The 25,033-nt window shown below is 67.4% G+C and carries 22 protein-coding genes; 14 read left to right on the top strand and 8 right to left on the bottom strand.

Annotated elements, in window-relative coordinates; genetic code table 11:
• Positions 1-17: 17 nt before the first annotated feature.
• Positions 18-1,409, bottom strand: coding sequence for an AmpG family muropeptide MFS transporter (locus ACFQRC_RS09690; RefSeq protein ID WP_379960637.1), 1,392 nt, complete (start codon positions 1,407-1,409; stop codon positions 18-20).
• 94 nt (positions 1,410-1,503) lie between these two features.
• Between ACFQRC_RS09690 and ACFQRC_RS09695 the strand changes: the two genes are divergently transcribed.
• Positions 1,504-2,640, top strand: coding sequence for an aromatic ring-hydroxylating dioxygenase subunit alpha (locus ACFQRC_RS09695; RefSeq protein ID WP_379960639.1), 1,137 nt, complete (start codon positions 1,504-1,506; stop codon positions 2,638-2,640).
• Between the two features lie 153 nt (positions 2,641-2,793).
• Here ACFQRC_RS09695 and ACFQRC_RS09700 read toward each other — a convergent pair whose 3' ends face one another.
• A complete protein-coding gene (locus ACFQRC_RS09700) occupies positions 2,794-3,231 on the bottom strand; it encodes a response regulator (RefSeq protein ID WP_379960641.1) in 438 nt (145 codons plus the stop codon).
• A 448-nt stretch (positions 3,232-3,679) separates the two neighbouring features.
• Here ACFQRC_RS09700 and ACFQRC_RS09705 point away from each other — a divergent pair, with 448 nt between their 5' ends.
• The 4 genes from ACFQRC_RS09705 to ACFQRC_RS09720 all read left to right on the top strand — a co-directional run bounded on the left by ACFQRC_RS09705 (position 3,680) and on the right by ACFQRC_RS09720 (position 8,446).
• Positions 3,680-4,447, top strand: a complete 768-nt coding sequence (locus ACFQRC_RS09705) for a pseudouridine synthase (RefSeq protein WP_379960643.1) — start codon at positions 3,680-3,682, stop codon at positions 4,445-4,447.
• Between the two features lie 7 nt (positions 4,448-4,454).
• A complete protein-coding gene (gene rsmD, locus ACFQRC_RS09710; RefSeq protein ID WP_379960645.1) occupies positions 4,455-5,000 on the top strand; it encodes a 16S rRNA (guanine(966)-N(2))-methyltransferase RsmD in 546 nt (181 codons plus the stop codon).
• A gap of 3 nt (positions 5,001-5,003) precedes the next feature.
• Entirely contained in the window at positions 5,004-6,014 is a 1,011-nt protein-coding gene (bla, locus tag ACFQRC_RS09715) for a class A beta-lactamase (protein ID WP_379960647.1), read from the top strand.
• A gap of 158 nt (positions 6,015-6,172) precedes the next feature.
• Entirely contained in the window at positions 6,173-8,446 is a 2,274-nt protein-coding gene (locus ACFQRC_RS09720) for an ATP-dependent helicase (RefSeq protein ID WP_379960649.1), read from the top strand.
• 43 nt (positions 8,447-8,489) lie between these two features.
• Here ACFQRC_RS09720 and ACFQRC_RS09725 read toward each other — a convergent pair whose 3' ends face one another.
• Positions 8,490-8,714, bottom strand: coding sequence for a DUF4272 domain-containing protein (locus tag ACFQRC_RS09725; RefSeq protein WP_379962413.1), 225 nt, complete (start codon positions 8,712-8,714; stop codon positions 8,490-8,492).
• A 200-nt stretch (positions 8,715-8,914) separates the two neighbouring features.
• Here ACFQRC_RS09725 and katG point away from each other — a divergent pair, with 200 nt between their 5' ends.
• The 3 genes from katG (at position 8,915) to ACFQRC_RS09740 (ending at position 12,870) form a co-directional block, all read left to right on the top strand.
• Positions 8,915-11,116, top strand: a complete 2,202-nt coding sequence (gene katG, locus ACFQRC_RS09730; protein ID WP_379962414.1) for a catalase/peroxidase HPI — start codon at positions 8,915-8,917, stop codon at positions 11,114-11,116.
• A gap of 58 nt (positions 11,117-11,174) precedes the next feature.
• A complete protein-coding gene (locus tag ACFQRC_RS09735; RefSeq protein ID WP_379960651.1) occupies positions 11,175-11,462 on the top strand; it encodes a hypothetical protein in 288 nt (95 codons plus the stop codon).
• A gap of 121 nt (positions 11,463-11,583) precedes the next feature.
• On the top strand, positions 11,584-12,870 hold the full coding sequence (locus tag ACFQRC_RS09740; RefSeq protein ID WP_379960653.1) for an MFS transporter: 1,287 nt from the start codon (positions 11,584-11,586) through the stop codon (positions 12,868-12,870).
• Here the strand turns inward: ACFQRC_RS09740 and ACFQRC_RS09745 are convergent.
• Positions 12,794-13,357 (bottom strand): 2OG-Fe(II) oxygenase, encoded by a 564-nt coding sequence (locus ACFQRC_RS09745; RefSeq protein ID WP_379960655.1) that lies wholly within the window; start codon positions 13,355-13,357, stop codon positions 12,794-12,796. The two genes, ACFQRC_RS09740 and ACFQRC_RS09745, sit on opposite strands and share 77 nt — an antisense overlap.
• 104 nt (positions 13,358-13,461) lie before the next feature.
• Here ACFQRC_RS09745 and cysK point away from each other — a divergent pair, with 104 nt between their 5' ends.
• Positions 13,462-14,382 (top strand): cysteine synthase A, encoded by a 921-nt coding sequence (cysK, locus tag ACFQRC_RS09750; RefSeq protein ID WP_379960657.1) that lies wholly within the window; start codon positions 13,462-13,464, stop codon positions 14,380-14,382.
• Here the strand turns inward: cysK and ACFQRC_RS09755 are convergent.
• A complete protein-coding gene (locus tag ACFQRC_RS09755; protein ID WP_379960659.1) occupies positions 14,346-15,827 on the bottom strand; it encodes a PH domain-containing protein in 1,482 nt (493 codons plus the stop codon). The two genes, cysK and ACFQRC_RS09755, sit on opposite strands and share 37 nt — an antisense overlap.
• Entirely contained in the window at positions 15,824-16,285 is a 462-nt protein-coding gene (locus ACFQRC_RS09760) for a PH domain-containing protein (RefSeq protein WP_379960661.1), read from the bottom strand. Before ACFQRC_RS09760 ends, ACFQRC_RS09755 begins: the two co-directional genes overlap by 4 nt.
• A gap of 110 nt (positions 16,286-16,395) precedes the next feature.
• On the opposite strand from ACFQRC_RS09760, the gene ACFQRC_RS09765 reads away from it, so the two are divergent.
• The 3 genes from ACFQRC_RS09765 to ACFQRC_RS09775 are packed head-to-tail and all read left to right on the top strand — an operon-like array spanning position 16,396 to position 19,297.
• Positions 16,396-17,751, top strand: coding sequence for a GntP family permease (locus tag ACFQRC_RS09765; RefSeq protein WP_379960663.1), 1,356 nt, complete (start codon positions 16,396-16,398; stop codon positions 17,749-17,751).
• Positions 17,752-17,796: 45 nt separating this feature from the next.
• Complete coding sequence (locus ACFQRC_RS09770; protein WP_379962415.1) at positions 17,797-18,585, top strand: hypothetical protein; 789 nt, start codon at positions 17,797-17,799, stop codon at positions 18,583-18,585.
• The gene (locus ACFQRC_RS09775; RefSeq protein WP_379960665.1) at positions 18,569-19,297 is read left to right on the top strand and encodes a metallophosphoesterase; all 729 of its coding nucleotides are present in this window, start codon (positions 18,569-18,571) and stop codon (positions 19,295-19,297) included. Before ACFQRC_RS09770 ends, ACFQRC_RS09775 begins: the two co-directional genes overlap by 17 nt.
• 50 nt (positions 19,298-19,347) lie before the next feature.
• On the opposite strand, the gene ACFQRC_RS09780 is transcribed toward ACFQRC_RS09775, so the two are convergent.
• Positions 19,348-19,728, bottom strand: a complete 381-nt coding sequence (locus ACFQRC_RS09780; protein WP_379960667.1) for a UrcA family protein — start codon at positions 19,726-19,728, stop codon at positions 19,348-19,350.
• 209 nt (positions 19,729-19,937) lie between these two features.
• A complete protein-coding gene (locus tag ACFQRC_RS09785; protein WP_379960669.1) occupies positions 19,938-21,995 on the bottom strand; it encodes an ATP-binding protein in 2,058 nt (685 codons plus the stop codon).
• A 199-nt stretch (positions 21,996-22,194) separates the two neighbouring features.
• On the opposite strand from ACFQRC_RS09785, the gene ACFQRC_RS09790 reads away from it, so the two are divergent.
• Together ACFQRC_RS09790 and ACFQRC_RS09795 are read left to right on the top strand one after the other, a co-directional pair.
• Positions 22,195-24,198: a CHASE2 domain-containing protein gene (locus ACFQRC_RS09790; protein WP_379960671.1), complete on the top strand. Its 2,004-nt coding sequence runs from the start codon at positions 22,195-22,197 to the stop codon at positions 24,196-24,198.
• Positions 24,179-24,934, top strand: coding sequence for a hypothetical protein (locus tag ACFQRC_RS09795; protein ID WP_379960673.1), 756 nt, complete (start codon positions 24,179-24,181; stop codon positions 24,932-24,934). The genes ACFQRC_RS09790 and ACFQRC_RS09795 overlap by 20 nt, the downstream gene beginning before the upstream one ends.
• Positions 24,935-25,033: the final 99 nt, after the last annotated feature.

Consider the following 25,033-nt stretch of genomic DNA (forward strand, 5'->3'; position numbering starts at 1 on the left):
GAAAGCCGGGGCCCAGACTATCGTGCCGCTGGCCCCCGGCTTTCGCCGGGGAGCATTGTCTCATCCCCATCCCGCCGCGCATCGCCCGGCCCTTCGATGCCCGCGTCCCCGATCGAATCGTCGGCAAGGCCGCTGCGCATCATGAACCAGAACAGGATGATGCCGGGAAAGGCGATGATCGTCGTCAGCAGGTAGAAGTTCACATAGCCCATCGTCTCGATCAGCGATCCGGCCGTCGTTCCGGTCAGGAACCGTCCGGCGATGCTGGCGAGCGCCGACAGCAGCGCATATTGGGTGGCCGTGAAGCGCAGATTGCACAGCGCCGACAGATAGGCGACCACCGTCACGCCGCCGATGCCGCTGGCGAAATTCTCGAAGGCCATCACCGACGCCATCGCCCAATTCTCGCGCCCGATCAAAGCGAGGCCGGCAAATCCGAAGTTCGATACCGCCATCAGCACGAGGCTGATCAGCACGGACCTTTTCATGCCGAGCTTGGCGTAGAGGATGCCGCCGACGAACACCCCGACCAGCAAAGCGATGAAGCCGACGCCGACATCGTAGAAAGCCACCTGGTCCTTGGTGAATCCCAGATCCTCGAACAGCAGCCGCAAGGTCAGGTTGGCGAGCGTGTCGCCGATCTTGTGGATGAGGACGAACAGCAGGACGACCAGCGCCCCCTGGCGTTTCAGGAACTCGGCCAGCGGGCTGAAATAGGCGATCACCGCCTGGAGCGGGCCGTGGATCGGCGCGGGCTCGCGGTGCCGCGCGGGTTCGCCCATCACCAGCCCGACGATCATCGCCGGCAATGCGAACACCGCGCAGACCGCATAGCCGACCGCCCAGCCGTAGCGCGTCGCCAGGACCAGCGCCAGCGCGCCCGCCGCCGCCGCGCCGATCCGCCAGCCATATTGCGACATGCCCGATCCGACGCCGAGCTGGCGCGGCTCGAGGAGCTCGATCCGATAGGCGTCGATGGCGATGTCGTAGGTCGCGCCGGCGACGCCGACCAATATCGCGGCGATCGCCACCATCTGAATGTCCGCCGCCGGATCGAGGCTGCCGAGAAAGAACACCGCCGCCATGACGAACAGTCCGATCACCCACAGCCAGGAACGCCGCTGGCCGAAGCGGTAGAGGATCGGAAGCCGCACATTGTCGACGATCGGCGCCCACAGGAACTTGAAATTATAGGCGAGGAAGGTGAGCGCGAAGGCTGTCACCGTGCTCTTGGTGATGCCGTCCTCGGCCAGCCGCGTGCTGAGCGTCGCCCCGATCATCGCGAAGGGGAAGCCCGACGACATGCCGAGGAACAGAGCAGCCAGCGGTGCGGCCTCGAAATAAGGGCGGATGCCTTCGGGAAGGCGGCTGCGCCAGTCGCTGGGCGCGGTCGTTGCGGCTTGATCCATGACGCTTCTTGTAGAGTCTTCCATCGCGTCGGCTAGCCCTGTTCGGCGGATCGGCGCTTGCCTTCCCGCGCCCGCGCAAGCACCTTCGCCCGCCATGGACGCGCAAACCACAAGGCGGCCGACCAAAGGGCAGCTCGCGCTCGCGCAAGCGGTTGCCGACGGGCGCAATGCCGTAGGGTCGGCTGTCACGACCCTCTCCGCCCCTCTCTATACCGACCCGTCCCGCTTCGATCTGGAACAGCGACGCCTGTTCGGACGGCTCCCCCAGGTGATCGCGCCCTCCGCCCTACTTCCCCGCGCCAACATGGCGGTCCCGCACGACGGTTTCGGCGTGCCTCTCCTCATCAGCCGCGACAAGGCCGGGATGGCCCACGTCTTCTACAATGTCTGCCGCCACCGGGGGACGCGGCTGGTCGAGGGCGGCGAGGCTTTATGCGCGCCCCGGCTAGTCTGTCCCTACCACGCCTGGGCTTACAGGCTGGACGGCGCCCTCGCCGCGATTCCGCGGGCCGACAGCTTTCCCGGCCTCGACAAGGCCGACCACCGCCTCGCCGAGCTTCCAAGCCACGAGGCGGGCGGCCTGATCTGGTTCGCGCGCGGAGAGGCGGACTTTGCCGACGCCGCCTCGCTCGCGCCCGAATTCGACGCGTTCGGCCTCGCCGGCCACCATCTCTTCCGCCGCCACGTCCATGATGTCGCCGCCAACTGGAAGCTGATCATGGACGCGTTCCTGGAAAGCTACCACGTCCAGCGGCTGCACAGCTCCAGCATCGGCAAATTCTTCGCCGACGGGGTGACCGCCGCCGACAGGATCGGGCCGCACCAGCGCTCGGCCGTCGGCCGCGCCGAATATCTCGCCCGCATCGACCATGAAGACTGGACCGCGCTGAGGGGCGCCGTCACCTTCGCCTACCAACTCTTCCCGGCGACGGTGATCGTCGTCAGCCCCGATTATGTGAACGTGATGACGCTGATGCCCCAGAGCGTCGGCCGCACACTGGTCGAGGATTTCATGCTCATCCCCGGACCGCCCGGCTCGGCCGAGGAGGAATTGCACTGGGAGAAGAGCTGGACATTGCTCGACGAGGGCACGTTCGGAGCCGAGGATTTCCGCGCCGCCGCATTGGGCCAGGAGGGGCTTTCCTCCGGCGCCATCGACCGCATCACGCTGGGAACGCTGGAAGCCGGGATCCACCATTTTCATGCACAGATCGAGGCGGCGCTGACCTGACCGTTCCCCGGCGAAAGCCGGGGCCCAGCCTTTACCGCCGCGATCCCGTCATGCTGAACTTGTTTCAGCATCCATATCCGAGTCACATGACGGGTGGGTAGGTGGACCCTGAAACAAGTTCAGGGTGACGATTCAATGTAACTACATCCCCCTCTAAGCCTTCTCGTAAAGGCTGAGACCGGCGGGCAATTTCCTGACCGTTTCTCCCTGCATCAGCGCGTCGATCGCGTCGAGCGCGGCCTTGAGGGTCTTCTCCGTATAGGGCTTGGCGAGGCAGCCGAGACCGAGGCCGCGCGCCTCGACCGGGCAATGGCCGCTGACGAACAGGACGGGGACGCCCCGCGCCGCCGCGGCCCGCGCGACGTCGAGCCCGTCGCCCTCCCCGTTCAATCTGATGTCGCTGAGCACCAGGTCGAGCGGCTCCATCTCGATCACCGCTTTCGCTTCGGCGAGGCTGTCGACCGTCGCGACGACCTCATAGCCGGCCTCGCTCAGCAGATGCTCGTTGTCGAACGCGACCAGCGGCTCGTCCTCGACGATGATGAGGCGCCGGATTGCCCTTTCGCGTCTCCCGAACAACATATAGTGCATCTTCCTTCCAAAGCCGGTCGATCTGTTCTCGTAACGAGCGGCATGGCCTCGAATGTCCAGCAGCGTTTATCGCTTTGGCGTGTTTAGTTTTCCGGCCGTCTGAGCGCGGCCGCCCCATCCGGAGGAATTCGTGCCCAAGCCCCCCACGCCCCGCGGACCGCGTCGCCCCGGCGCACGGCCGGACGCGCGCAAGGCCGGCGGCGCCCGCAAGCCCGCCCGGCCGGTCGGAAAGCCCGACGGCGAGCACGGGCCGCGAAAGAAGGTCGAAACCTCCGGCGATCAGCGCCGGGCCGAGCGCGCGCCTTCCGCCCGTCCGCCGCGACCGGCCCGGCGGCAAGAGGAAGCACCGGACGGACAACGCCGCGCGTCGCCGCGGCGGCAGGAGCGGGCATCGCGTCCGCAACGCCCGCCCGGGCAGCCCGCCGCCCGTCCCGCGCCCCCGCGCCGAATGGCGGAACCGGTCGAACGCGACCAGCCCGAGCGCGCCTACGCCCCGGTCGAGCCGCAGCGCATCGCCAAATTGCTCGCCCGCGCCGGCATCGCCTCGCGCCGCGAGATCGAGCGGATGATCGAGCAGCGCCGGATCGCCATCGACGGCGTGGCCGTCGAGACGCCGGCGACGATCCTCACCTCGCTGAAGGGTCTCACCGTCGACGGCAGGCCGGTCAGGGCGCCCTCCGGAGCCCGGCTCTTCCTGTTCCACAAGCCGGCGGGCGTGCTCACCGCCGCGACCGACCCCGCCGGCCGGCCGACCATCTACGACCGCTTGCCCAAAGGTTTGCCAAGGCTGATGCCGGTGGGGCGACTCGACCTCAACACCGAGGGGCTGCTGCTGCTCACCAACGACGGCGAATTCAAGCGCCAGCTCGAACTCCCCTCCTCGGGCGTCGAGCGCAGCTACCGCGCCCGCGTGTTCGGCGAGATCAGCCAGGAGCAATTGGAGGAGCTGATCCACGGCGTCGAGATCGACGGCATGCGCTACGGCCCGATCGACGCCAATCTGGAGCGCCGCACCGGCCGCAACGGCTGGGTCGAGATGAAGCTGACGGAGGGCAAGAACCGCGAGGTCCGCCGCGTGCTGGAGCATCTGGGCTTGCAGGTTTCCCGCCTGATCCGCACCGCCTACGGCCCGTTCGTGCTGGGTGACATGGCGGTGGGGGCGGTCATCGAGATCCACCCGTCCGATCTCGCCGCCTACCGCAAGACGCTGAAGTGACACGCTGATGAGAATCATCGCGGGGGATTGGCGCGGGCGGCCTCTGGTCGCGCCCGAGGGCCGGGGAACGCGGCCGACCAGCGACCGGGCGCGTGAGGGCCTCTTCTCGATGCTCGCCAGCCGGGCCGGCAGCTTCGAGGGCCTGCGCGTCGCCGACCTGTTCGCCGGCTCCGGAGCGCTGGGGCTGGAAGCCCTGTCGCGCGGCGCCTCTTACTGCCTGTTCGTCGACAGCGACCGTGACGCGCTCGCCGCCATCCGGCGCAACGCCGACACGCTGGGCGCCGGCAGCCGCGCCGATGTCCGCGCCCAGTCGGTGGAGCATTCGCCGCCCCCGCCCGCGCCGTGCGACATGCTCTTCCTCGATCCGCCTTATGCCGCCGACCTCGCCGAAATGGCGCTGGCCCGAATCTGCAATCCGGCCTGGGTCGCGCCCGGCGGATGGCTCAGCCTGGAGACGGACGGCGGACGCCCGCCTCCGCCCGTCGGCTTCGCGGTTGCGGCGGAGCGCCGTTTCGGCAAGGCCCACATCCTCCTATTTCGCCGCGAGAGTTGAACCATGTTCGGACGCGTCCTGACCTTCATGCTGCCGGTGGCGCTGGCGGCCTGCTCCCCGGAATCGCCGCCTTCGCCACCGCCCGCCGATACCGTCGCGTCCGGGCTGGAAGCCTTGGCGGCGAAGGCCGAGCCCGGCACATTGGGCGTCGCCATCCTAGATCTTTCGACCAGCCGGATGCGCGGGATCAACGCCGACCAGCCGATGCCAATGCAGAGCGTCTTCAAGCTGCCGCTCGCCATCGCGGTGATGGACGCCGCCGATAAAGGACGGCTGTCGCTGGGCCACGAAGTGACGCTCACCAGGGACCAGCTTTCCGTCGCCCATAGCCCGATCGCCGAGGCGTTTCCGGGACGCACCGACTATACGATCGAGGAACTGATCCGCGCCGCCGTCGCCCAGAGCGACAACAGCGCCGCCGACATCCTCCTCAAGCGCATCGGCGGCCCGGAAGCGCTCACCCGCTTCTTCCAGGAGCGCGGGATCGAGAGCTTCCGCGTCGACCGCTACGAATATGAGCTCCAGCCGCAATCGGTCGGCCTTCCCGAATTCACCGGCCAATGGATCGGCTCCGATGCCATCACCGAGGCCAAGGAGCAGCTTCCGCTCGACCGGCAGCGGGCGGCCTTGCGCATCTATCTAGCCGATCCGCGCGACCGGGTGAGCCCGGCCGACATGGTCAATATCCTCGTCATGCTGGCCAACGGACAGCTCCTCTCGCCTGAGTCCACGACCAAGCTGATGGACATATTGGAGAGCACCAGCACCGGCACCGACCGCCTCAAGGCCGGCGTGCCCGAGGGCGCCACCGTCTATCACAAGACCGGCACCGGCGCCTCCGTCGACGGCGTCGCGAGCGCGGTCAACGATGTCGGCATAATCGAACTCCCGGACGGCCGCCGCCTCGCCGTCGCCGCCTTCCTCGCCGGCTCCGACCTCTCCTCGGAGGATCGAGCCGCCATCATCGCGGAGGTCGCGCGGATCGCGAGCTCGAAGGTTGCGGGAGAAGAATAAGGCTCCCTAAACTCGTTCGCCCCGAGCGTAGTCGAGGGGCGCAGCTCGGCCTCTGTGCCAGCGCCCCTCGACTTCGCTCGGGACGAACGGAGAAAACGGAGGGATAACGCCCGTGTTCAAGGTTGCCGGACGCGCCCCCGTTCCCTAACTGTTCACCGGTGAGTCATTCCGCCCCCACCACCGCCGAACTGCCCTATATCAAGGGCCTGAACGATCCCCAGCGCGAGGCCGTGCTGACGACCGAAGGCCCGGTGCTCGTCCTCGCCGGCGCGGGCACCGGCAAGACGGCGGCGCTCACAGCCCGCCTCGCCCACCTCATCGCCACCCGCCGCGCCTGGCCGTCGGAGATCCTCGCCGTCACCTTCACCAACAAGGCCGCCCGCGAGATGAAGGAGCGGGTCGGCCGCATCATCGGCGACGCGGTCGAAGGAATGCCGTGGCTCGGCACCTTCCACGCCATCGGCGCCAAGATGCTGCGCCGCCACGCCGAGCTGGTCGGCTTGCAGAGCAACTTCACCATCCTCGACACCGACGACCAGCTTCGTCTGCTGAAGCAGCTCATTTCCGCCGCCGACATAGACGAGAAACGCTGGCCGGCGCGGCAGCTCGGCGGCCTCATCGACCGCTGGAAGAATCGCGGATGGACGCCCGCCCAAGTCGACGCGGGCGAGAGCGAAGCTTATGCCGACGGCAAGGGCGCGGCGCTCTACGCCGCCTATCAGGAGCGCCTGAAAGCCCTCAACGCCTGCGATTTCGGCGACCTGCTGCTCCACATGCTGGTGATCCTGCGCACCTATCGCGACGTGCTGGAGCACTACCAGAGACGCTTCAAATATATCTTGGTCGACGAATATCAGGACACCAACCAGTCCCAATATCTCTGGCTCCGCCTCCTCGCCCAAAGCCACAAGAACATCTGCTGCGTCGGCGACGACGATCAGTCCATTTACTCGTGGCGCGGAGCCGAGGTCGCCAACATCCTGCGGTTCGAGCAGGATTTTCCGGGCGCCAAGATCGTCCGTCTGGAGCAGAATTACCGGTCGACGCCCCACATCTTGGGCGCCGCCTCCGGCCTCATCGCCCATAATGGCGGCCGCCTCGGCAAGACGCTCTGGACCGAGCATGACGCGGGAGAGAAGGTCCAAGTGATCGGCGTCTGGGACGGCCCCGAAGAAGCGCGCCGCGTCGGCGAGGAGATCGAGGGCATCCAGCGCAAGGGTGGCCATCTCGACGATAGCGCGATCCTCGTCCGCGCCCAGTTCCAGACCCGCGAGCTGGAGGACCGCTTCATCGCGATCGGTCTTCCCTATCGCATCGTCGGCGGCTTTCGCTTCTACGAGCGCGCCGAGATCCGCGACGCCCTCGCTTATCTCCGCGTCATCGCCCAGCCGGCCGACGACCTCGCCTTTGAACGGATCGTCAACACGCCCAAGCGCGGCCTCGGCGACAAGGCGGTCGCGAAAATTCATTTATTCGCCCGGGCGTCCGGGACACCCCTCTTGTCCGCCGCCGCGCAGATGCTCGACACCGACGAGCTCACCCCGCAGGCGCGCCGCTCGCTTGGCAATCTGGTCGGCGACTTCGCCCGCTGGCGCGCCCGCCTCGACGAATTGCCGCATCCGGAGCTGGCCCGCTTGGTTCTGGACGAATCCGGCTACACCGCGATGCTTCAGGCCGACCGCAGCGCGGAAAGCGCCGGCCGCCTCGAAAACCTGACCGAGCTCACCCGCGCGATGGAGGAATATGAGACCCTCGGCGCCTTCCTCGAGCATGTCAGCCTCGTCATGGAGAATGACGCCGCCCGCGACGAGGAGAGAGTCACGATCATGACCATCCACGCCGCCAAGGGCCTGGAATTCGGCACAATCTTCCTGGTCGGCTGGGAGGAAGGCGTCTTCCCTTCGCAGCGCTCGCTCGATGAAGGCGGCAATGCCAGCCTGGAGGAGGAACGCCGCCTGGCCTATGTCGCGATCACGCGGGCGCGGCACAAATGCTTCATCATCCACGCCGCCAACCGCCGCATCTACGGCCAGTGGACAAGCTCCATCCCGAGCCGCTTCGTCGGCGAATTGCCGGCGGAGCATGTCGAGCACGAAACCACCATGACCGGCGGCGAAAGCCTCTGGCGCGCCAATTGGTCCGAACGCGCCGACCCCTTCGCCGACGTCCAGCGCGGCACCGGCCGAGGCCCCGGCTGGCAGCGCGCGGTGGGAGGCGGCTTCGAACGCACCCCGCCCCGCGTGCTGGAGGCCCGAGCCAGCGCCGTCAGCCTTGGCAACCCGGGCCGCGCCGACATCGCGCTGGGCCAACGCGTCTTCCACTCGAAATTCGGCTACGGCACCGTGGCGGAGATCGAAGGCAACAAGCTGGAGATCGACTTCGAGCAGGCGGGGCGCAAGCGGGTGCTGGATAGTTTTGTGAGCTTGGGGTGAGCCCCGTCCCAGGTTCTGGTTCGCAGCGCTCTTCTGACATTGATCAAGCGTCGGTATTCACCTCATCCCAAGGCGATGCTTGGTAGCCCGACACCCAATTGATGGCATGATGTCGCTCTTGGATGATCTCCATATTCACCCTTTTGCGGGGCTGACGATCATTGATTCTGGCGTCTCGAGCTTCCCAGTGAAGATCTAGTATGCGCTCCGCTATGTCGGTTAGCTCCTCACGGCTGCTGACGGGGCGTGGCCGGACGGTCGCGCGGATGGCGCCGGGCGCTCGTGAATCTTCTCCGGACGAGAGGCGCTCTCACCCCTCTGGTCGCGCGGGTAATCGATTTTGCGGCTCTTGCTGACGAAATTTAGTCGTTTCCTTCGCCGCGAGACCGGGCCTAACCTCCGCCCATAAAATAAGGAGAGGCCCGAGACATGGACGCAAAGACTGGCGGCGACCCGCTCAATTGCCCGATGAAGGAACCGGCCGCGCTTCGGTCCCTCCTGGGCCGCACCAATCGCGACTGGTGGCCGAACCAGCTGTCGCTGGACATTCTCCACCAGCAGGGCGTCGGCTCGCCCGATCCGATGGGCGCGGACTTCGACTATGCCGAGGAATTCCGGTCGCTCGATTATGACGCGGTCAAGCGCGACCTCACCGCTTTGATGACCGACAGCCAGCCCTGGTGGCCGGCCGATTACGGCCATTACGGCCCCTTCTTCATCCGCATGGCCTGGCACTCGGCCGGCACCTACCGCACCGGCGACGGCCGCGGCGGCTCGTCGTCGGGCGGGCAAAGGTTCGCGCCCTTGAACAGCTGGCCGGACAACGGCAACCTCGACAAGGCGCGCCGCTTGCTGTGGCCGATCAAGCAGAAATACGGCCGTAAATTGAGCTGGGCCGACCTCATGATCCTGGCCGGAAACGTCGCCGTAGAGTCGATGGGCGGCCCGACCTTCGGCTTCGGCGGCGGCCGGGTGGATGTCTGGGAGCCGCAGAAGGACATCTATTGGGGCACCGAGGAATTTTGGGTCGGCCACGAAAAGAACGAGACCCGCATCCAGCCCGAAAAGGAGATGGCGCTCGAGAACCCTCTCGCCGCGATCCAGATGGGGCTCATCTACGTCAATCCGGAAGGCCGGGGCGGCAATACCGATCCGCAACAATCGGCGGACGACATCCGCGAGACCTTCGCCCGCATGGCGATGAACGACGAGGAGACCCTCGCGCTGACGGCGGGCGGCCACACGTTCGGCAAGTGCCACGGCGCGGGCGATGCCTCGCTGGTCGGCGCCGAGCCGGAAGGCGCGGACATCGCCCAGCAGGGCCTCGGCTGGCAGAGCGGTCACGAAAGCGGCGTGGGCGATCACACCATCACCAGCGGCCTCGAAGGCGCGTGGACGCCCACGCCCATCCAGTGGGACATGAGCTATTTCCACATGCTGCTCGATTACGAATATGAGTTGGTGGAGAGCCCGGCCGGCGCCAAGCAGTGGCAACCGGTGAACCAGAAACCGGAAGACATGGCGCCCGGCGCGCACAGCCCGGACCGCCGCGTGCCGACCATGATGACCACCGCCGACATGGCGTTCAAGGTGGACCCGGAATATCGCAAGATCGCGGAGCGGTTCCGCGCCAATCCCGATCAGTTCGCCGACGCCTGGGCGCGGGCCTGGTTCAAGCTCACCCACCGCGACATGGGTCCGAAGGTGCGCTATCTCGGCCCCGAAGTCCCGGCCGAGGATCTGATTTGGCAGGACCCGGTCCCGCCGGGTCCGGCGCTCGGCGATGGTGACGTCGCGGCGCTCAAGGGGAAGATCGCGGCCTCTGGCCTCAGCGTCAGCCAGTTGGTCAAGACCGCTTGGGCGTCCGCTTCGACCTTCCGCGGTTCGGACAAGAGGGGCGGCGCCAATGGCGCGCGCATCCGCCTCGCCCCGCAGAAGGATTGGGACGTCAACGAGCCCGCCGAGCTCGCCCGCGTGCTCCAGGTCTATGAGGGCATCCGGTCCGATTTCGGCGGCAGGGTCAGCCTCGCCGACCTGATCGTGCTCGGCGGCTGCGTCGGCATCGAGAAAGCGGTGAAGTATGCAGGCCATGATGTGACCGTGCCGTTCGCGCCGGGCCGGGGCGACGCGACCGAGGAGCAGACCGACGCCGAAAGCTTCGAACCGCTTGAACCGGAGGCGGACGGCTTCCGCAACTATCTGTCCGTCGAATTCAGCGTTCCCACCGAGGAGATGCTGATCGACCGCGCGCAGCTGCTGCAACTGAGCGCGCCAGAAATGACTGTGCTGCTGGGCGGCCTCCGCGTCCTCGGCGCCAATCATGGCGGGTCGAAGCATGGCGTCTTGACCGACCGGCCGGGCCAGCTCACCAACGACTTCTTCCGCAACCTGCTCGACATGGGCACGGCTTGGAAACAGGTGGACGAGAGCGGCGACGAGGTCTTCGCCGGCACCTGCCGCAGGACGGACGAGCCGAAATGGTCGGCGACGCGCACCGATCTCGTCTTCGGCTCGAACTCGCAGTTGCGGGCTATCGCCGAGGTTTACGCGGCCGACGACGCGGGCAAGAAGTTCGTCGACGATTTCGTCGCGGCCTGGACCAAGGTGATGAATGCCGACCGTTTCGACCTCGGCGATCCCCGCTGCCACGCGCCGGAGGAGGCCGCATGATTTAGCCGGCCGCGGCCGATCCCGACCGCGGCACCGGCCCACGGGAGAAGGATGGCCGATGCGCCGATGCGAAGTCGATCGCCTGGATCCGACCCGGACCTTCTGGGTGCCGGCGGTGGTCTCGCCCCATCGGGATTGGGCCGGCGCACCGGGCTGCCGCAAGGGAGCGCGGTTCATGGTCGACCGGGAGACGCTCCGCGCCAGCCGCGACGCGTTCGGCACGTTCGACAGCAAGCTAAGCTGCCTCGACTGGATCATGCGCCATCGCCCCGATCTCAACCGATCGCTCCCCGGAGCCACGATCCGCGCCGTTCCCCTGGATCGCTGGCTCCTGGGGCTGGATTGAAGCCGACGTACGGGTCGCTTCGCCGCATCGCCATGCCATCCATTCGTCGCCGGCCCTCGCGTCCTTCGCTGTCCGCTCGCGCGGCTTGCCGCCCCCTCGCCCCGGAGCTAAGCGCCGCCTGATGACGGCCACCCACCCGCACCCCCTGTCCATCCCCAATTTCCGCGCTTACTGGGCGGCGCGCCTTACGGCCACGCTCGCCCAATATGGCATGATCCTGATCATCGGCTGGCAGACCTACAATATCGCGCGCGAGACGATGGGGCCGTCCGCCAGCGCCGCGCAATTGGGCCTGATCGGGCTGCTCCAGTTCCTGCCGCTTTTCTTCCTGACGCCTTTGGTCGGTTGGGTCGCCGACCATGTCGACCGCCGCAACGTCGCGCGGGCGACGATGCTGCTCCAGATATTGTGCGCGGGCACCCTTGCCGGCTTCACCTGGGCGGATGCCATGTCGCTGCCCGTGCTGTTCGGCGTCGCGATCCTGCTCGGCGTCGCGCGCGCCTTCAACGGCCCGGCCCTCTCGGCCCTCGCGCCCAATCTGGTGCCCAGGGAAGTGCTGCCCAACGCCATCGCCCTCTCCTCCATCGCCTGGCAGGCGGGCATGATCGTCGGCCCGGCGATCGGCGGCTACGCTTATGCCTGGATGCCGCCCGCCGCTTACATCGCCAGCACCTCTTTGTTCGTGGTGGCGTTCGTCTGCCTATCCTTCATCGGGCCGGTGCAGCGCAGCCCCATCGAGGGCGGCCGCCATCCCATTCGGCAGATCGTCGACGGCGCCCATTATGTCTGGCGAAACAAGCTGGTGCTGGGCGCGATCACGCTCGATCTGTTCGCGGTCCTGCTCGCCGGCGCGACCGCCCTTCTCCCCATCTACGCGCGCGACATATTGCAGGTCGGCGCCACCGGCCTGTCCCAGCTCGCCGCCGCCCCGGCCGCCGGGGCCGCCCTCACCGCTCTGTTCTTCTCGTTCCGGCCGCTGAAGACCGGCGTCGGCCCGAAGATGTTCGGGGCGGTGGTGGTGTTCGGCCTCGCCACCATCGTCTTCGGCCTGTCGGAATGGATGCCGCTGTCGCTTCTTGCCCTGTTCATCGCCGGCGCGGCGGACATGTTCTCCGTCTATATCCGCCAGTCCCTGATCCAGCTCCACACGCCCGACGACAAGCGCGGCCGGGTCGCGGCCGTGTCGCTGCTCACCATCTCGGCCTCCAATGAACTGGGCGAGGCGGAATCGGGCTTCCTCGCGGCCTTGATCGGGCCGGTCGCGGCGGTGGTCGCGGGCGGCGTGGGGGCGATCATCGTCACCCTCGCCTGGGCGCGCTGGTTCCCGGAGATCAGGCGGGCGCGGACGTTCGATCCGCCGGAGGAGCACCCGTCCACGCCACCAGCGACCGCCGCGCCCCCCGGATGACCGGCGTCACCCGATGAAGCGCGCGGGACGCGAAGAAGCGAGCGCCGCCCTTGGGCAATGTCCGTCGCAGCCCGATAGTGCCGGGCACGATCTCCAGGTCGCCGCCCTCATGCGCCTCCAGCTCGGAAAGCTCGACCGAGACGGACAGGACGCGCCGGCCGAGCAGGTCGGCCCCCGCGTCGGAATGCCAGCTGTTGAAATGGCCGCCGACGCCATATTCGACGACCTGCACCGGCTCGGTGAGCGGCCCCACCGCCATTCCCAGCCGCTCCGCCGCCGCGGCGAACAAGGCGTCGAGCCGCCCGAACAGCGATGCCGTCTCGTCCGAGCGGTCGAGGAAGCGGGTCAGGGCTCGGCGGGCGGCCAGGTTCACTTCATAGCCCGCGCCGCCCCAGACCGGCGCCGCCTCCCCGGGGCGCGACCCGGCCAGGGCGACGATGGCGTCGCATTCCGAAGCGTTGAACGCCGAGGGACAGTCCCAATACATGGCCGCACCCTAGCGCGCGGCGGCCGGGGACGATACGGGCGAACGGGTTGAACGCGGACCCGGCTCACCCAATGTGGCCGGCGAACGAGACGAAGGAGACGGTGATGAGAGCGGCGAACATCCTCGAGACGATCGGCAATACCCCCCATGTCCGGGTGAACCGCCTGTTCGGTTCCGCTGAGGTCTGGATCAAATCGGAGCGCGCCAATCCCGGCGGCTCGATCAAGGACCGCATCGCCCTCGCCATGGTCGAGGATGCCGAGCGCTCGGGCGCGCTCAAGCCCGGCGGCACCATTGTCGAGCCGACCTCGGGCAATACCGGCATCGGCCTGGCCATGGTCGCCGCGGTCAAGGGCTACAGGCTCGTCCTCGTCATGCCCGAGAGCATGAGCCTGGAGCGGCGACGGCTGATGCTGACTTACGGCGCGACCTTCGATCTGACGCCCAAGGAAGGCGGCATGAAGGCCGCCATCGCCCGCGCCCAGGAGATCGTCGCCTCCACCGAAGGCGCCTGGATGCCGCAGCAATTCGACAATCCGGCCAATGTCGAGGTCCACGCCCGCACGACCGCGCGCGAGATACTCGACGATTTCCGGGAGTCACCCGTCGATGTCCTCATCACCGGCGTCGGCACCGGCGGCCACATCACAGGCTGCGCGCGCGTGCTCAAAAAGGAATGGCCCGGCCTCAAGGTATTCGCCGTCGAGCCGACGCTCTCGGCCGTCATTTCCGGCGGCCAGCCCGGTCCGCACCCGATCCAGGGCCTCGCCGCCGGCTTCATCCCGAACAATCTCGACGTCTCGGCGCTGGACGGCGTCATTACCGTCGAGGCGGAGGAATCGAGGGAGATGGCCCGCCGCGCCGCGCGCGAGGAAGGCATGCTGGTGGGGATCAGCTCCGGCGCCTGTCTCGCCGCCATCGCGAAGAAGCTTCCCGAATTGCCGGAGGGCAGCCGCGTGCTCGGCTTCAACTATGATACCGGCGAACGCTATCTGTCGGTGCCGGACTTCCTGCCGGAGAGCTGAGCCGCCGTCAGCTGGGTGGCGAGCGCCCGCGCCTTGTCCTCGCGCAGGTCGATGATGCGCGGCGCGTTCACCATCGGGGCGCCAGCGGTGTCGATCGAGAGGGTGGCGAGGCCGAGCCGGCGCTGGAGAAAATTGCGGCTGAGCCTGACCGACTGGATTTTGGCGACCGGCACGATCCACAGCTGTTGCCGCCATACGCCGCGCGCGACGAACACGAAGTCGTCCCTCAGCGCATAAAGGTGGAAGCGTCGCTCCAGCAGCGCCGGCACGGCGATGAAAGGCAGCGCGGCGAGCAATGGCCATGCGAGCGGCGATATTGCCGCCGCGACCAGGATGGCGGCGATCGGCGGCGCGGCGCTCGATAGCAAGGCTCGAACGATATGCCGGCTCGACACCATCGCCAGCATCGCGTGGGCCGGCGCGTACATGCCGCGCTGCTCGGCCAGGACGGCATCGACTTCGTCGTCCCTGGCCATCGGCGCCATGCTCTGATGCCCTCCCCCCTCCCGCGCGGCGCTGAGCGTCTGGAAGAAGAGCTGGTGCCAGCCCAGCGCCCGCCGCAGCGGCCCGGTCTGAACCCGCGCGAGCTGGACCCGGCCGACCGGAATCACCGCCTCGGTTCGGGTGAAGAGGCCGCGCTCGCGCCGAAACCGCTCGGCGCCCTCGATCGATAGAGTGAAACCAAAATCGCGCGAGATCGTCCGGGCAATACCGGTGAGGATTCCAAGCACCAGTGCCACCGAAAGCACCATCAGAATGGCGCCCGCGGAGAAGCGATCGATGACGCGGTCGCCGGCCAGCCCTACCCAACGTCCGGGATCGTAGGGGTCGAACGGCAGCCAGTCGTCGAACGCCTGGAGCAACGCGAACAGGCCGGCGATCCAGATGAGCGAGAAATTGAACACGCCCGACAGGAACACACGCGCCAGGTCCATCGCGAAGATCAAGCGGAGGGATGCCTGTGCCTGCGTCGCGGGCGCGGCCGGGGAGGTCGGGCCGGCAAGCGCCGACCGGACGACCGCGCGCACCCGATCCGCCTCGGCCATTGTGACGCTGTCGAGCAGCCCCTCGTCCTTGCCCGAGCCGCCCGTCTCGATCCTGAGCTTGGCGAGTCCGAAAAGCCGCTGGAGCGGCCCGCGCTCGATGTCCACATCTTGGATGCGGGCGAACGGGATCGACCGGCGGGTGCGCTGGAAAAGCCCGCTCTCGATGACGATCTCGCTCTCTCCAAGGCCGTAGCGAAAGCGGCGCCATCTTATCCAGTGGAACAGAAAGGCGATGGCGGCGGCGAAGCCCGCGAACGCCAGAATGGCCGTCCATCCGACATCGGAAACATAGGCAAAAGCGGCCGGAAGCCCGAGCAATGTCGATGGCGCTTCCTTGAGGAAGCGCAATGGCACCGTCGCCGGGTGCACGTGACGGTCGGCGACCGTGCCGCCGCTCACAGGGCGTCCTGGACGATGCGCCCCCGAACCTCGTCGCGCAGCGCTTCCGCGGTCGCGCGGGCGAGACCCGGGAGCACGACCCGGCTGTGCATCGTGCCCGCCGTGTGCAGCACCAGCCGGCAGACGCCGAAGGTCCGTTCGATCGGCCCTTGCGACACATCGACATGCTGGACCCGCGCGAGCGGAACGATCGTCTCGATCCGCGTCCAGACCCCTCGGGCGATACGAAGCTCGTCGGCATCCATGGCATAGCCCCAGGCGCGATAGCGGCGGCCCGGCGCGACGAGGACGGGGTAAAGGAGAAGGACGAGCAGCGGGATCGTCACGATGCCGGGCGGCAGATCGACATTGTCCCTCACTATCGCTTCGCCCAGCAATCCGGCGGCGAGAGCGAGGGCGCCTACCGCCAAAGCGTGGATGCGTATCACCCAGAGCTGGCCCCGTTCGAGTGGAATCACGCCCTTCTCCCCTGCCGCGCACGCCCCGGAGCTTTTTCGGGAAAGCCCCTAACCGACTTGTCGATTGTTGCGCGATTGCGCAAGAAGGCGCCGAACGACGGGGAGGATCGATGATCAGTGCTATCGGGCTGGCGGGGGCGCTCGCGCTTCTGATCTTCCTTACCGTCAGGGGCGTCCACATCCTTATCGCCGCGCCCTTGTGCGCCGCGATCGTGGCGGCGACCAGCGGGATCGCCTGGCTGCCTCCGCTCGCGACCGAAGGCGCGCCCGATTATGCCACCGCCTATATGGCCGGCTTCACCGGTTTCTTCGCCGACTGGTTCTTCATGTTCCTGCTGGGCGCCATCTTCGGCGAGGTGATGGGCGCATCCGGCGCGGCGGCGAGCGTCGCCCATTGGGTCGTCGAGAAGATCGGCAGCCGCCACGCGGTGCTCGCGGTGGTCGCGGCCTGCGCCATTCTCACTTATGGCGGCGTCAGCGTCTTCATCGTCGCCTTCTCGGTCTATGCGCTCGCCGTGCATCTATTCCGCGAGGCGGACCTGCCGCGGCGCTTCATTCCGGGGGCGCTCGCCTTCGGCTCGGTGACGTTCACGATGACATCGGCCGGCAGTCCCGAAATCCAGAACCTCATCCCGATGCAGTTTCTCGGCACCACCGCTTATGCCGGCTGGGAAGTGAGCCTGGTCGTCGCGTTGCTGATGGCGGTGGCCGGCCAGCTCTGGCTCAACCGCATGGTCCGACGGGCGGTCGCCAACGGCGAAAGGTTCGAGGGCCGCGAAAGCGACGACGTTGGGCCCGATCTCGCCTTCCTTCCCCATCCTTTGCTCAGCCTGGTTCCACTGGCGGCGGTGCTGGGGGTGTTCCTGATCCTCCAGTTCCCCGAGAACCTGCCCGGCGCGGGGATCGTCCTGCCCGCCATCTCGCTCGGCAAGTGGGCGCTGGTCGGCGCGCTCGGCGCCGGCCTCGCCGTGGCCCTGCTGATCGGCGTCCGGCGGCGCGGGGCGATGCCGGCGGCCTTCTCGCGCGGCGCGGCGGGCGCGGTGCTGGCGATTACCAATACATGCGCGGTGGTCGGCTTCGGCGCGGTGGCGACCCTGTCGCCGGCCTTCCAGCAGGCCCTGGTCGCGGTGCAGGCGATCCCCGGCAGCCCGCTGATCGGCGCGGCCATCGCGGTCACGGTCATCGCCGGCCTCACCGGCTCGGCCTCGGGCGGGCAGACCATCGCTCTGCCGCTGCTCGCGCCTCACTATCTCGACGCCGGCGCCAATCCCGCCGAGCTGCACCGGGTCGTCGCCATCGCCAGCGGGGCGCTCGATAGCCTTCCCCACAACGGCTATGTCGTCACCACCATCCGCGCCGTCTGCGGCGAGACCCATGCGCGCGCCTATGGCGCCGTCGGCGCGCTGACGGTGATCGTGCCTTCGGTCGGACTCGTCATCGCGCTGATCCTCTTCGCGATCACCTGAAGTCGGCGCCGGAACGGTTGCGCCCACGCGCCGTTCTTCTTGTCCATGGATGACCAGCCGCAGATTCTCGATGCCTCGATCTTCGAACCGCCGCCCGAGGCGGTGGGCTTCTATTCGAAGAGCCTGGATCTGCTGAACGAATCCGGCGTGCCCTTCCTCCTGTCGGGCACCTACGCGCTCTCCTGCTTTACCGGCATCGTCCGCCCGACCAAGGATCTCGACGTTTTTTGCAAGGCCAGCGACGCGCCACGCATCCTCACTTATTTCAAGGGCCGGGGCTATGAAATCGAAGTCGAGGACGAGCGCTGGATCGGCAAGGTCTGGCAGGACGACAATTTCTTCGATGTCATCTACAATATCTCCACCGCCAGCATCGCCATCACCGACGAATGGTTCGGGGAGGTCTACGAGGTCGAAGTCTACGGCACGACGGTGCGGATCACCCCGCCCACCGAGTTCATCCTGTCGAAGCTCTTCCTGCAGGACCGCTACCGCTACGACGGCGCCGATGTGGCTCACGTCATCCTCAAGAAGCATGACCAGATCGACTGGAAGCGGCTGCTGTCGGCGGTCGAGCTCTACTGGGAGGTGCTGCTGATCCACGTGCTCAATTTCCGCTTCATCTACCCGACCGAGCGTGATCTCATTCCGCGCTGGCTGTTCGACGAACTGCTCGACCGGCTGCACGCCCAGGCCGAACTGCCCGCCGCCAACATCAAGGTCTGCCGCGGCCGCCTGCTCAGCCCGCGCGACTATGTGACCGACATCAGCGAATGGGGCTTCGCCGACGTGGTCGGAAAAGGCATCGAGGAAAAGCATGAGCGAAAGGTCTGACACGATCACAATCGCCGCCATCGGCGACCTTCACGTTACCGAAAGCTCCGAGAATCGCTTTCGGGACATGTTCGTGGAAATCGCGGAGACGGCGGACGTGCTCGCTTTGTGCGGAGACCTCACCAATTTCGGCAAGACCCGTGAGGCCGAGATTCTCGCCGAGGATCTTCGCGCCTGCACGATCCCGATGGTCGCGGTGCTCGGCAATCATGATTACGAATGCGGCCAGCCCGAGGAGATCGCCCACATTCTCCACGGCGCCGGCGTCACCATGCTCGACGATCAGGCGGTGGTGATCGAAGGGGTCGGCTTCGCCGGCGTCAAGGGCTTCGTCGGCGGCTTCGATCGCGGCGAGCTGGGCGCGTTCGGCGAGCCGGCGATCAAGGCCTTCGTCGATGCGGCCATCGACGAAGCGCGCAAGCTGGAGAATGCGCTGCGCTCGCTTCGCACCGAGCGCGTGATGGCGGTGCTCCATTACGCACCGATAGCGGCCACGGTCGAAGGCGAGCCGCTGGAGATATTCCCCTTCCTGGGCTCATCGCGTCTCGCCGACGCGATCGACCGCTTCGACAACGTCAAGGCGGTGGTCCATGGCCATGCCCATCGCGGGGCCTATCGGGGCGAAACATCCAAGGGCGTTCCGGTCTACAATTGCGCGCATTTCGTGGTCCAGGCCGAGACGGGACGGCCTTATGCGTTGATCGAGCTATAGGCCGGGACCGGGACGGACGCGGGGGCTGGCGCCCGTCCCTTGTCGATCGTTCAGCGAAGCCTCGCCCCACGCACCGCGATGCGGGCGTTGGAGGCGAACCGGGTCCCGCGGTCGACGGCGGCGAGGGCGATCTGCTCCTCGGCTCCGGCCACGGCTTCGGCGAAGCAGGCGCGCCCATCCATCACCAGCTTGATCGGCTGGGCGCCCGAATGGATGCACAGCCGGGTCGCGGCGCCGCGAACGCGGCCGCGCAGGAGCTTCAGGCCGGAATCGCTGGCGAGGTCGATATCGGCATAGCTCACATAGGCGACGGGCCGCTCGAGCTCGCCCTCCACCGTGATCGGCGCCGACTGTCCATAGACGGCGGCGGGAATGATGAGCGCGGTGACGGCCAATGCGAAACCGGCAGCGGCGATCTTGATTCTGTCCATGATGGCATCTCCCTTCTGGCGATACCCCTGTTTCATCCGAAGAAGCGGAAGGTCGGTCCGGGTCTCCGATACCGGCTTCCATCTCCGCATCCTGGATAGGCCGATCGCCCCGCCTATGCTCGCGGGCTTCGACCCCGGTCTCCGCTGCCTCGACCAAGCGCATGGCGGCCGACAAAGCGTCGACTGGCTTCGATGAAAGGGACCGCGGCTCAGGACGCGACGGCGAGTTCCAGGCGTTCCGTCGGAATCGTGAAGGACATGGTGGTTCCCGCGTCGCTGTTGCTTTCGACCCAGATCCGCCCGCCATGCGCCTCGACGATGGTGCGGGAGATAGAGAGGCCGAGGCCGAGGCCGGTCTTCTTCGATGTCGAGAAGGGCGAGAAGAGATCGCCCAGCGACGCCGGTATTCCGGGGCCGTTGTCGGTCACCGACACCTTGACGTGGTCGCCCGAGCAGCGTTCGCTGGAGATGGTCACCGCCGGGTTGGCCGATTCCGACGCCGCGTCGCAGGCATTGCGCACCAGGTTGATCATCACCTGCTGGATCTGGACCCGATCACCGGTCACGAATTCCGCGTCCGGGCTCAGCCGCTGGGTCAGCCTGATCTGCGGATATTCGTTGGCGACGGCGATGAGGGCCAGCGCATCGGTGACGACATCGGGCAGCGACGCGCATTCATAGGCGCTGCCGCGGTTCGCGACCATGTCGCGAATTCTGCGGATGATGTCGGCGGCTAGGAGTATCTGGCGCTCGGCGCCCTGCATCGCGTCGGCCACGATCCGGGCTTCCTCGGACCCGAGCCCGCCGACCATGCGCCGGCTGCCGACGAGATAGTTCTTGGCGGCGGTCAGCGGCTGGTTCAGCTCGTGCGCCAGGGTGCTGGCCATGGTGTTCATCGCATCGATCCGAGACAGGTGCGCGACCTCCGCCTGGAGCATCTCGAGGAGCTTGGCCGCGCTGATATCCTGATCGGTGCCGTGGAGGCGAACCACCTTGCCTGACAAATCCCGGGTCGGCACCGCGACGGTCTTGCGATAGGAGGCCCGTCCGCTGGGAAGGATGATCCGCATCTCGAACTCCTGCGGCTCGCCCGTCTCGATCGCCAGTTCGACGGCGCGCTCCGCGACCGGCCGGCTCTGCTCGTCGAAATAGGCGAAGACCTCATCCTTTGTCGGCGGACCCAGCGCCGGATCCCGCTCGTACATCGCATAGAGTTCCGGAGACCAGTTGACCGCGCCGGTTCGCAGATCATAGTCCCAGTCGCCGATCCGCGCGATGCGGTGTGCCTCGCGCAGCCGCTGGTTGGCTTCCGCGATCTCGATCCCCGCGCGCTGGCGGCGGTAGAGGCCCGCTATCAGCAGCCAGGCGAAAGATATGGTGGCAAGGCTGAGCAGCGCGGCGCCCACGAAGTAGCGATCCTGCCGCGCCCTGAGCGGCGCCAGCACCGCATCATGGCCGACGCCCACGGTGACGAACAAAGGATAGCCCGGCAGACGCCTGTGGCTGAAGAAACGGACGATCCCGTCGAGTCCGCCGGGGCCGACATAGGTGCCGTTCGGCTGCCGCGCCTGAATCTCCATCACCTCCATGCCGCGCAGATCCTCGCCATAGCTCGACCGGCTCCCCGTGCGTCTGGCGCGGGTGATGCCGTCGAGGCCGATCACCGACATCACGTCGGTCGGTCGAACATCGGCCTGTGCGTAGAAGTCGGTGAACTTGCCCGGATCCATCTGGATCGAAACGACGCCGCCGAAGCTGCCGTCCGGATTGTTGATCCGCCGGGAGAGGCCCATCAGGACCCGCCCGACCGTGCGCACTTCGCGCGGGGTGCCGATGAACATCCGGCCGCTGTCGCGAGCGACATGGACGCGAAACCCCTCCCGGCCGGCGGCGTTCATGTTGACCGGCGGAGGCGACGCGGTGGTCGCGACGACGTCGCCTTTTTCATTGGCGATGCTGACGACGCCGAACAGAGCATTGTCGACGACAGGGTCGTCGATCCAGCGCGGATCGGCGGCCGTCCCGCCGATGCTGGCATGTTTGTCGCTCAGATGGAGCATCGCCACGTTCGCCGCTTCCAAAGTGCGAGTGACATATTGCTCGAAGGCGATGGCGCGATTGGTCGTGTGACGGGTGGCGGCGGCGATCGTGGCGCGGCGCTCGAACCGGGCCTGCTCGACCACCGCCGTCCAGGTCAGCGCGATGAGCACGAGCCCGAAGGCGACGATCAGCATCACCGTCCGCCGGAGCGAAGCTTGGCTCAGCACGGCTTTGCCGGCGCGATGATCGGAGAGAGGCATCGCCGTGAAACTAAAGCCTTTGCCAGACCCCGGCAAGTGGCGGGGACGGCTACGGAAAATGGCGACGGCGGCGATCGATTGTCCCAGCCGAGTCGCGTTCGGGCGGTGGACACGGGGTCGCGATGGTTTAATCTGCCGGGACGGCGAAACGCTTTGGGGGCGGCGGATGACGGATGCGGGAAGGCCGGCGATGGCGGTGCGGGTCAGGCGCACGCTGCGGCAGATCGGCCCGGTGCGGCTCGCCGGCACGATCCTGTTCATCGCCCTCGGTCTCGTCTTCGCGCGCTATAGCTGGGACATTCCGCTCGCCAAGGATGCCGAGCGCGGGCTCTACGACATCCGCATGCTGGAGACGGCGGAGCGGGTCGAGCAGGACGACCGGATCGTCCTTGTCGTCTATACCGACGAGACTCTGGAAGCGCTGGCCAAGCGCTCGCCGCTCGACCGCAAGATGCTCGCCGACGCGCTCACCGCCATCGACGCGATGAACCCGAAGGCGATCGGCATCGATATCCTGATCGACCAGGCGCAGGCCGAGGACCCCATCCTGATCGACGCCTTCCGGGACATGGAGACGCCGACCTATCTCGCCTTCGCCTCCAACGCGACCAATCCCGATTACATGAAGGTGTGGCAGGAGGAGTATCTGACCGGCTTCCTCGCCCAGCTCGCGCCGGGGCCGGTCAAGCCCGCCAGCATTCGGCTGGAGCCGGACCTCGAGGACGGCGTCATCCGCAGTTGGCCGGCGCAACCGGCGGGCCTGCCGCCCTTGCTGGCCAACGCGATGACCCCGATCCATCCCGAGTTCCGCGACTATCGGCGGAGCATCGACTACCGGCTGCCGAAAAGCGAGGAATATCCGGTCTTCTCCAAGCTTCCCATCGACCTGTTCGTCACCGACTTCGCCGAAGCGCTGCGGCCGCAGATCGAGGGGCGCTACGTTCTGATCGGCGGCGATATCCAGGATCTCGACGATTACGAGACGCCGATGACCCGGGTCGACGGCAAGCTCACCAAAGGCCTCGACGTGCACGCCCACCTGCTTGCCCAGCTGCTCGACGGCCGGATGCCGGCGGCGATACCCGGCTGGTCGCTGTGGATGGTGGCGCTGGCGGTGGTCGCTGCCGGCGGGCTCACCAGCCTGCTCGAGATGCGCAGCTGGAAGCTGGCGGTGGTGCTCGTCGCGCAGATCCTGTTCTTCGTCTCGCTGCCCTTTCTGCTTCAGGCCAATGCGATCGACACGCTTGGGTTACCGGCGGCCGGCTGGGCAGTCGGCTGGCTGTTCGCCTTCGCCGCGGTTGGCACCGCGCAGCGGGCGGTCGGATCGGAGCAGAGGCGCTTCGCCCAGTCGACGCTCGGCAAATATCTCCCCGCCGACATCGCCAACCAGATATTGCGCGACCCCGAGCGGCTCGCCCTCAGCGGCGAGAAGCGCCAGATCTACGCCTTGTTCACCGACATGGAGGGCTTCACCAAGCTCTCCCACGCGATCACGCCCGAGCAGCTCTCGAGCCTGCTCAACCGCTATCTCGACGTGATGAGCGACATCGTCCTCAAGCATGGCGGGACGATCGACAAGTTCGTCGGCGACGCGGTGGTCGCCTTCTGGGGCGCGCCGATCGCCCGGCCGGACGACGCCGACCGCGCCGCCGGCGCCGCCCTCGCCATGTACGAAGCCGGCGAGGCCTTCGCCCGCGCGGGCGGCGATGACCTTCCCCCGCTCGGCCGCACCCGCGTCGGTCTCCATCGGGGCGAGGCCGTGGTCGGCAATTTCGGTGGCGAGGGCCGCATCCAATATACGGCCCTCGGCGACGGCATGAACACGGCAGCTCGGCTCGAATCGGCCAACAAGTCGCTCAAGACGACGATCCTGGTCAGCCGCGAGGCGAAGGACGGATCGACGCTCGATATCTTCCGCCCGATGGGCCGCATTGTCTTGAGCGGCCGCGCCACGCCGGTCGAAGTATGGGAGCCGGCGCCGGGCATGGACCCGGAGGAAAGGCGGACGCTCGCGCGGCTCTGGGAAAGGTTCGACACCGGCGATGCATCGGCGCTTATCGATCTGGAACTGATTGCTAATTCCAACAAGGAGGATGCGGCGCTCGCCAATTTCGTGTATCGCATCCGGGAAGCAGGTCCAGGAGGTCATTTTGTCTTGGGGTCCAAGTAAAGCGAAGGCGGCGCGTCTTGCCGCCGCTCTGTTGATCGCCACCGGCGCCACCGCTGCGGCGGCCCAAGTCCTCGTCGTGCGGGCGTCCGGCCCCTCGGCCAAGGCTTATCCGGCCGGCAAGAAGCTGGCCGACAGTGCCCGCATATCGTTGCGGGCGAACGACTCGCTGGTCCTTCTCGACAGCCGCGGCACGCGCACGTTGCGCGGGCCGGGCGTCTTCACCCCGGGTGGCCCCGCCCAAGCGGCGAACCGCTCCGCCCTTGCCTCGGTGGCAACCGGACGGACCCGCCGCGCCCGCATCGGCGCCGTGCGCGGCGTCGGCTCCGACGCTCCCCGCCCGGCCAGTCTGTGGCACGTCGATGTGTCGAAGAGCTCGACCGTCTGCCTCGCCGATCCGGCGCGGGTGACCTTGTGGCGGCCCCACGCGGGCGCGGCCGTGACGCTGACCGTGACCCGCGTCGGCGACGGCGCAAGCCGGGCCGTCGAATGGCCGGCCGGGCAGACGACGGTGGGATGGCCCGCCGACCTCGCCGTCAGCGACGGCGCCGATTACCGGTTGAGCTGGGCCGGCGGAGCGCAGCCGACGTCGCTGGAATTCCGGACCCTTGCCGCCGAACCGGCGGACCCCGAAGCGATGGCCTCGACCCTCATCCAGAAAGGCTGCGATGCCCAGCTGGACGTCTTGATCCAGGCGCTGCAACTGCCCGAGGCCCCGGCCGCTACTACCGAGGGCTGACCCCCGGGGGTCGCCAGCTCCCCCGCTTCCGAACGAAAGCGGGAGTCTCCGGGGCGGGCCGCCAGCCGATCGCTCCCTGGCTTTCGCCGGGGAACGATC

It is taken from the genome of Enterovirga sp. GCM10030262, assembly GCF_042666435.1.
GTDB lineage: Bacteria > Pseudomonadota > Alphaproteobacteria > Sphingomonadales > Sphingomonadaceae > Allosphingosinicella.

What these genes read in the sequence shown, in the direction of transcription:
- ACFQRC_RS09690 (WP_379960637.1), bottom strand. Translation starts at nt 1,409, where the DNA reads ATGGATCAAGCCGCAACGACCGCGCCCAGCGACTGGCGCAGCCGCCTT.
- ACFQRC_RS09695 (WP_379960639.1), top strand. Translation starts at nt 1,504, where the DNA reads ATGGACGCGCAAACCACAAGGCGGCCGACCAAAGGGCAGCTCGCGCTC.
- ACFQRC_RS09700 (WP_379960641.1), bottom strand. Translation starts at nt 3,231, where the DNA reads ATGCACTATATGTTGTTCGGGAGACGCGAAAGGGCAATCCGGCGCCTC.
- ACFQRC_RS09705 (WP_379960643.1), top strand. Translation starts at nt 3,680, where the DNA reads ATGGCGGAACCGGTCGAACGCGACCAGCCCGAGCGCGCCTACGCCCCG.
- rsmD (WP_379960645.1), top strand. Translation starts at nt 4,455, where the DNA reads ATGAGAATCATCGCGGGGGATTGGCGCGGGCGGCCTCTGGTCGCGCCC.
- bla (WP_379960647.1), top strand. Translation starts at nt 5,004, where the DNA reads ATGTTCGGACGCGTCCTGACCTTCATGCTGCCGGTGGCGCTGGCGGCC.
- katG (WP_379962414.1), top strand. Translation starts at nt 8,915, where the DNA reads ATGAAGGAACCGGCCGCGCTTCGGTCCCTCCTGGGCCGCACCAATCGC.
- ACFQRC_RS09735 (WP_379960651.1), top strand. Translation starts at nt 11,175, where the DNA reads ATGCGCCGATGCGAAGTCGATCGCCTGGATCCGACCCGGACCTTCTGG.
- ACFQRC_RS09740 (WP_379960653.1), top strand. Translation starts at nt 11,584, where the DNA reads ATGACGGCCACCCACCCGCACCCCCTGTCCATCCCCAATTTCCGCGCT.
- ACFQRC_RS09745 (WP_379960655.1), bottom strand. Translation starts at nt 13,357, where the DNA reads ATGTATTGGGACTGTCCCTCGGCGTTCAACGCTTCGGAATGCGACGCC.
- cysK (WP_379960657.1), top strand. Translation starts at nt 13,462, where the DNA reads ATGAGAGCGGCGAACATCCTCGAGACGATCGGCAATACCCCCCATGTC.
- ACFQRC_RS09765 (WP_379960663.1), top strand. Translation starts at nt 16,396, where the DNA reads ATGATCAGTGCTATCGGGCTGGCGGGGGCGCTCGCGCTTCTGATCTTC.
- ACFQRC_RS09770 (WP_379962415.1), top strand. Translation starts at nt 17,797, where the DNA reads ATGGATGACCAGCCGCAGATTCTCGATGCCTCGATCTTCGAACCGCCG.
- ACFQRC_RS09775 (WP_379960665.1), top strand. Translation starts at nt 18,569, where the DNA reads ATGAGCGAAAGGTCTGACACGATCACAATCGCCGCCATCGGCGACCTT.
- ACFQRC_RS09780 (WP_379960667.1), bottom strand. Translation starts at nt 19,728, where the DNA reads ATGGACAGAATCAAGATCGCCGCTGCCGGTTTCGCATTGGCCGTCACC.
- ACFQRC_RS09790 (WP_379960671.1), top strand. Translation starts at nt 22,195, where the DNA reads ATGACGGATGCGGGAAGGCCGGCGATGGCGGTGCGGGTCAGGCGCACG.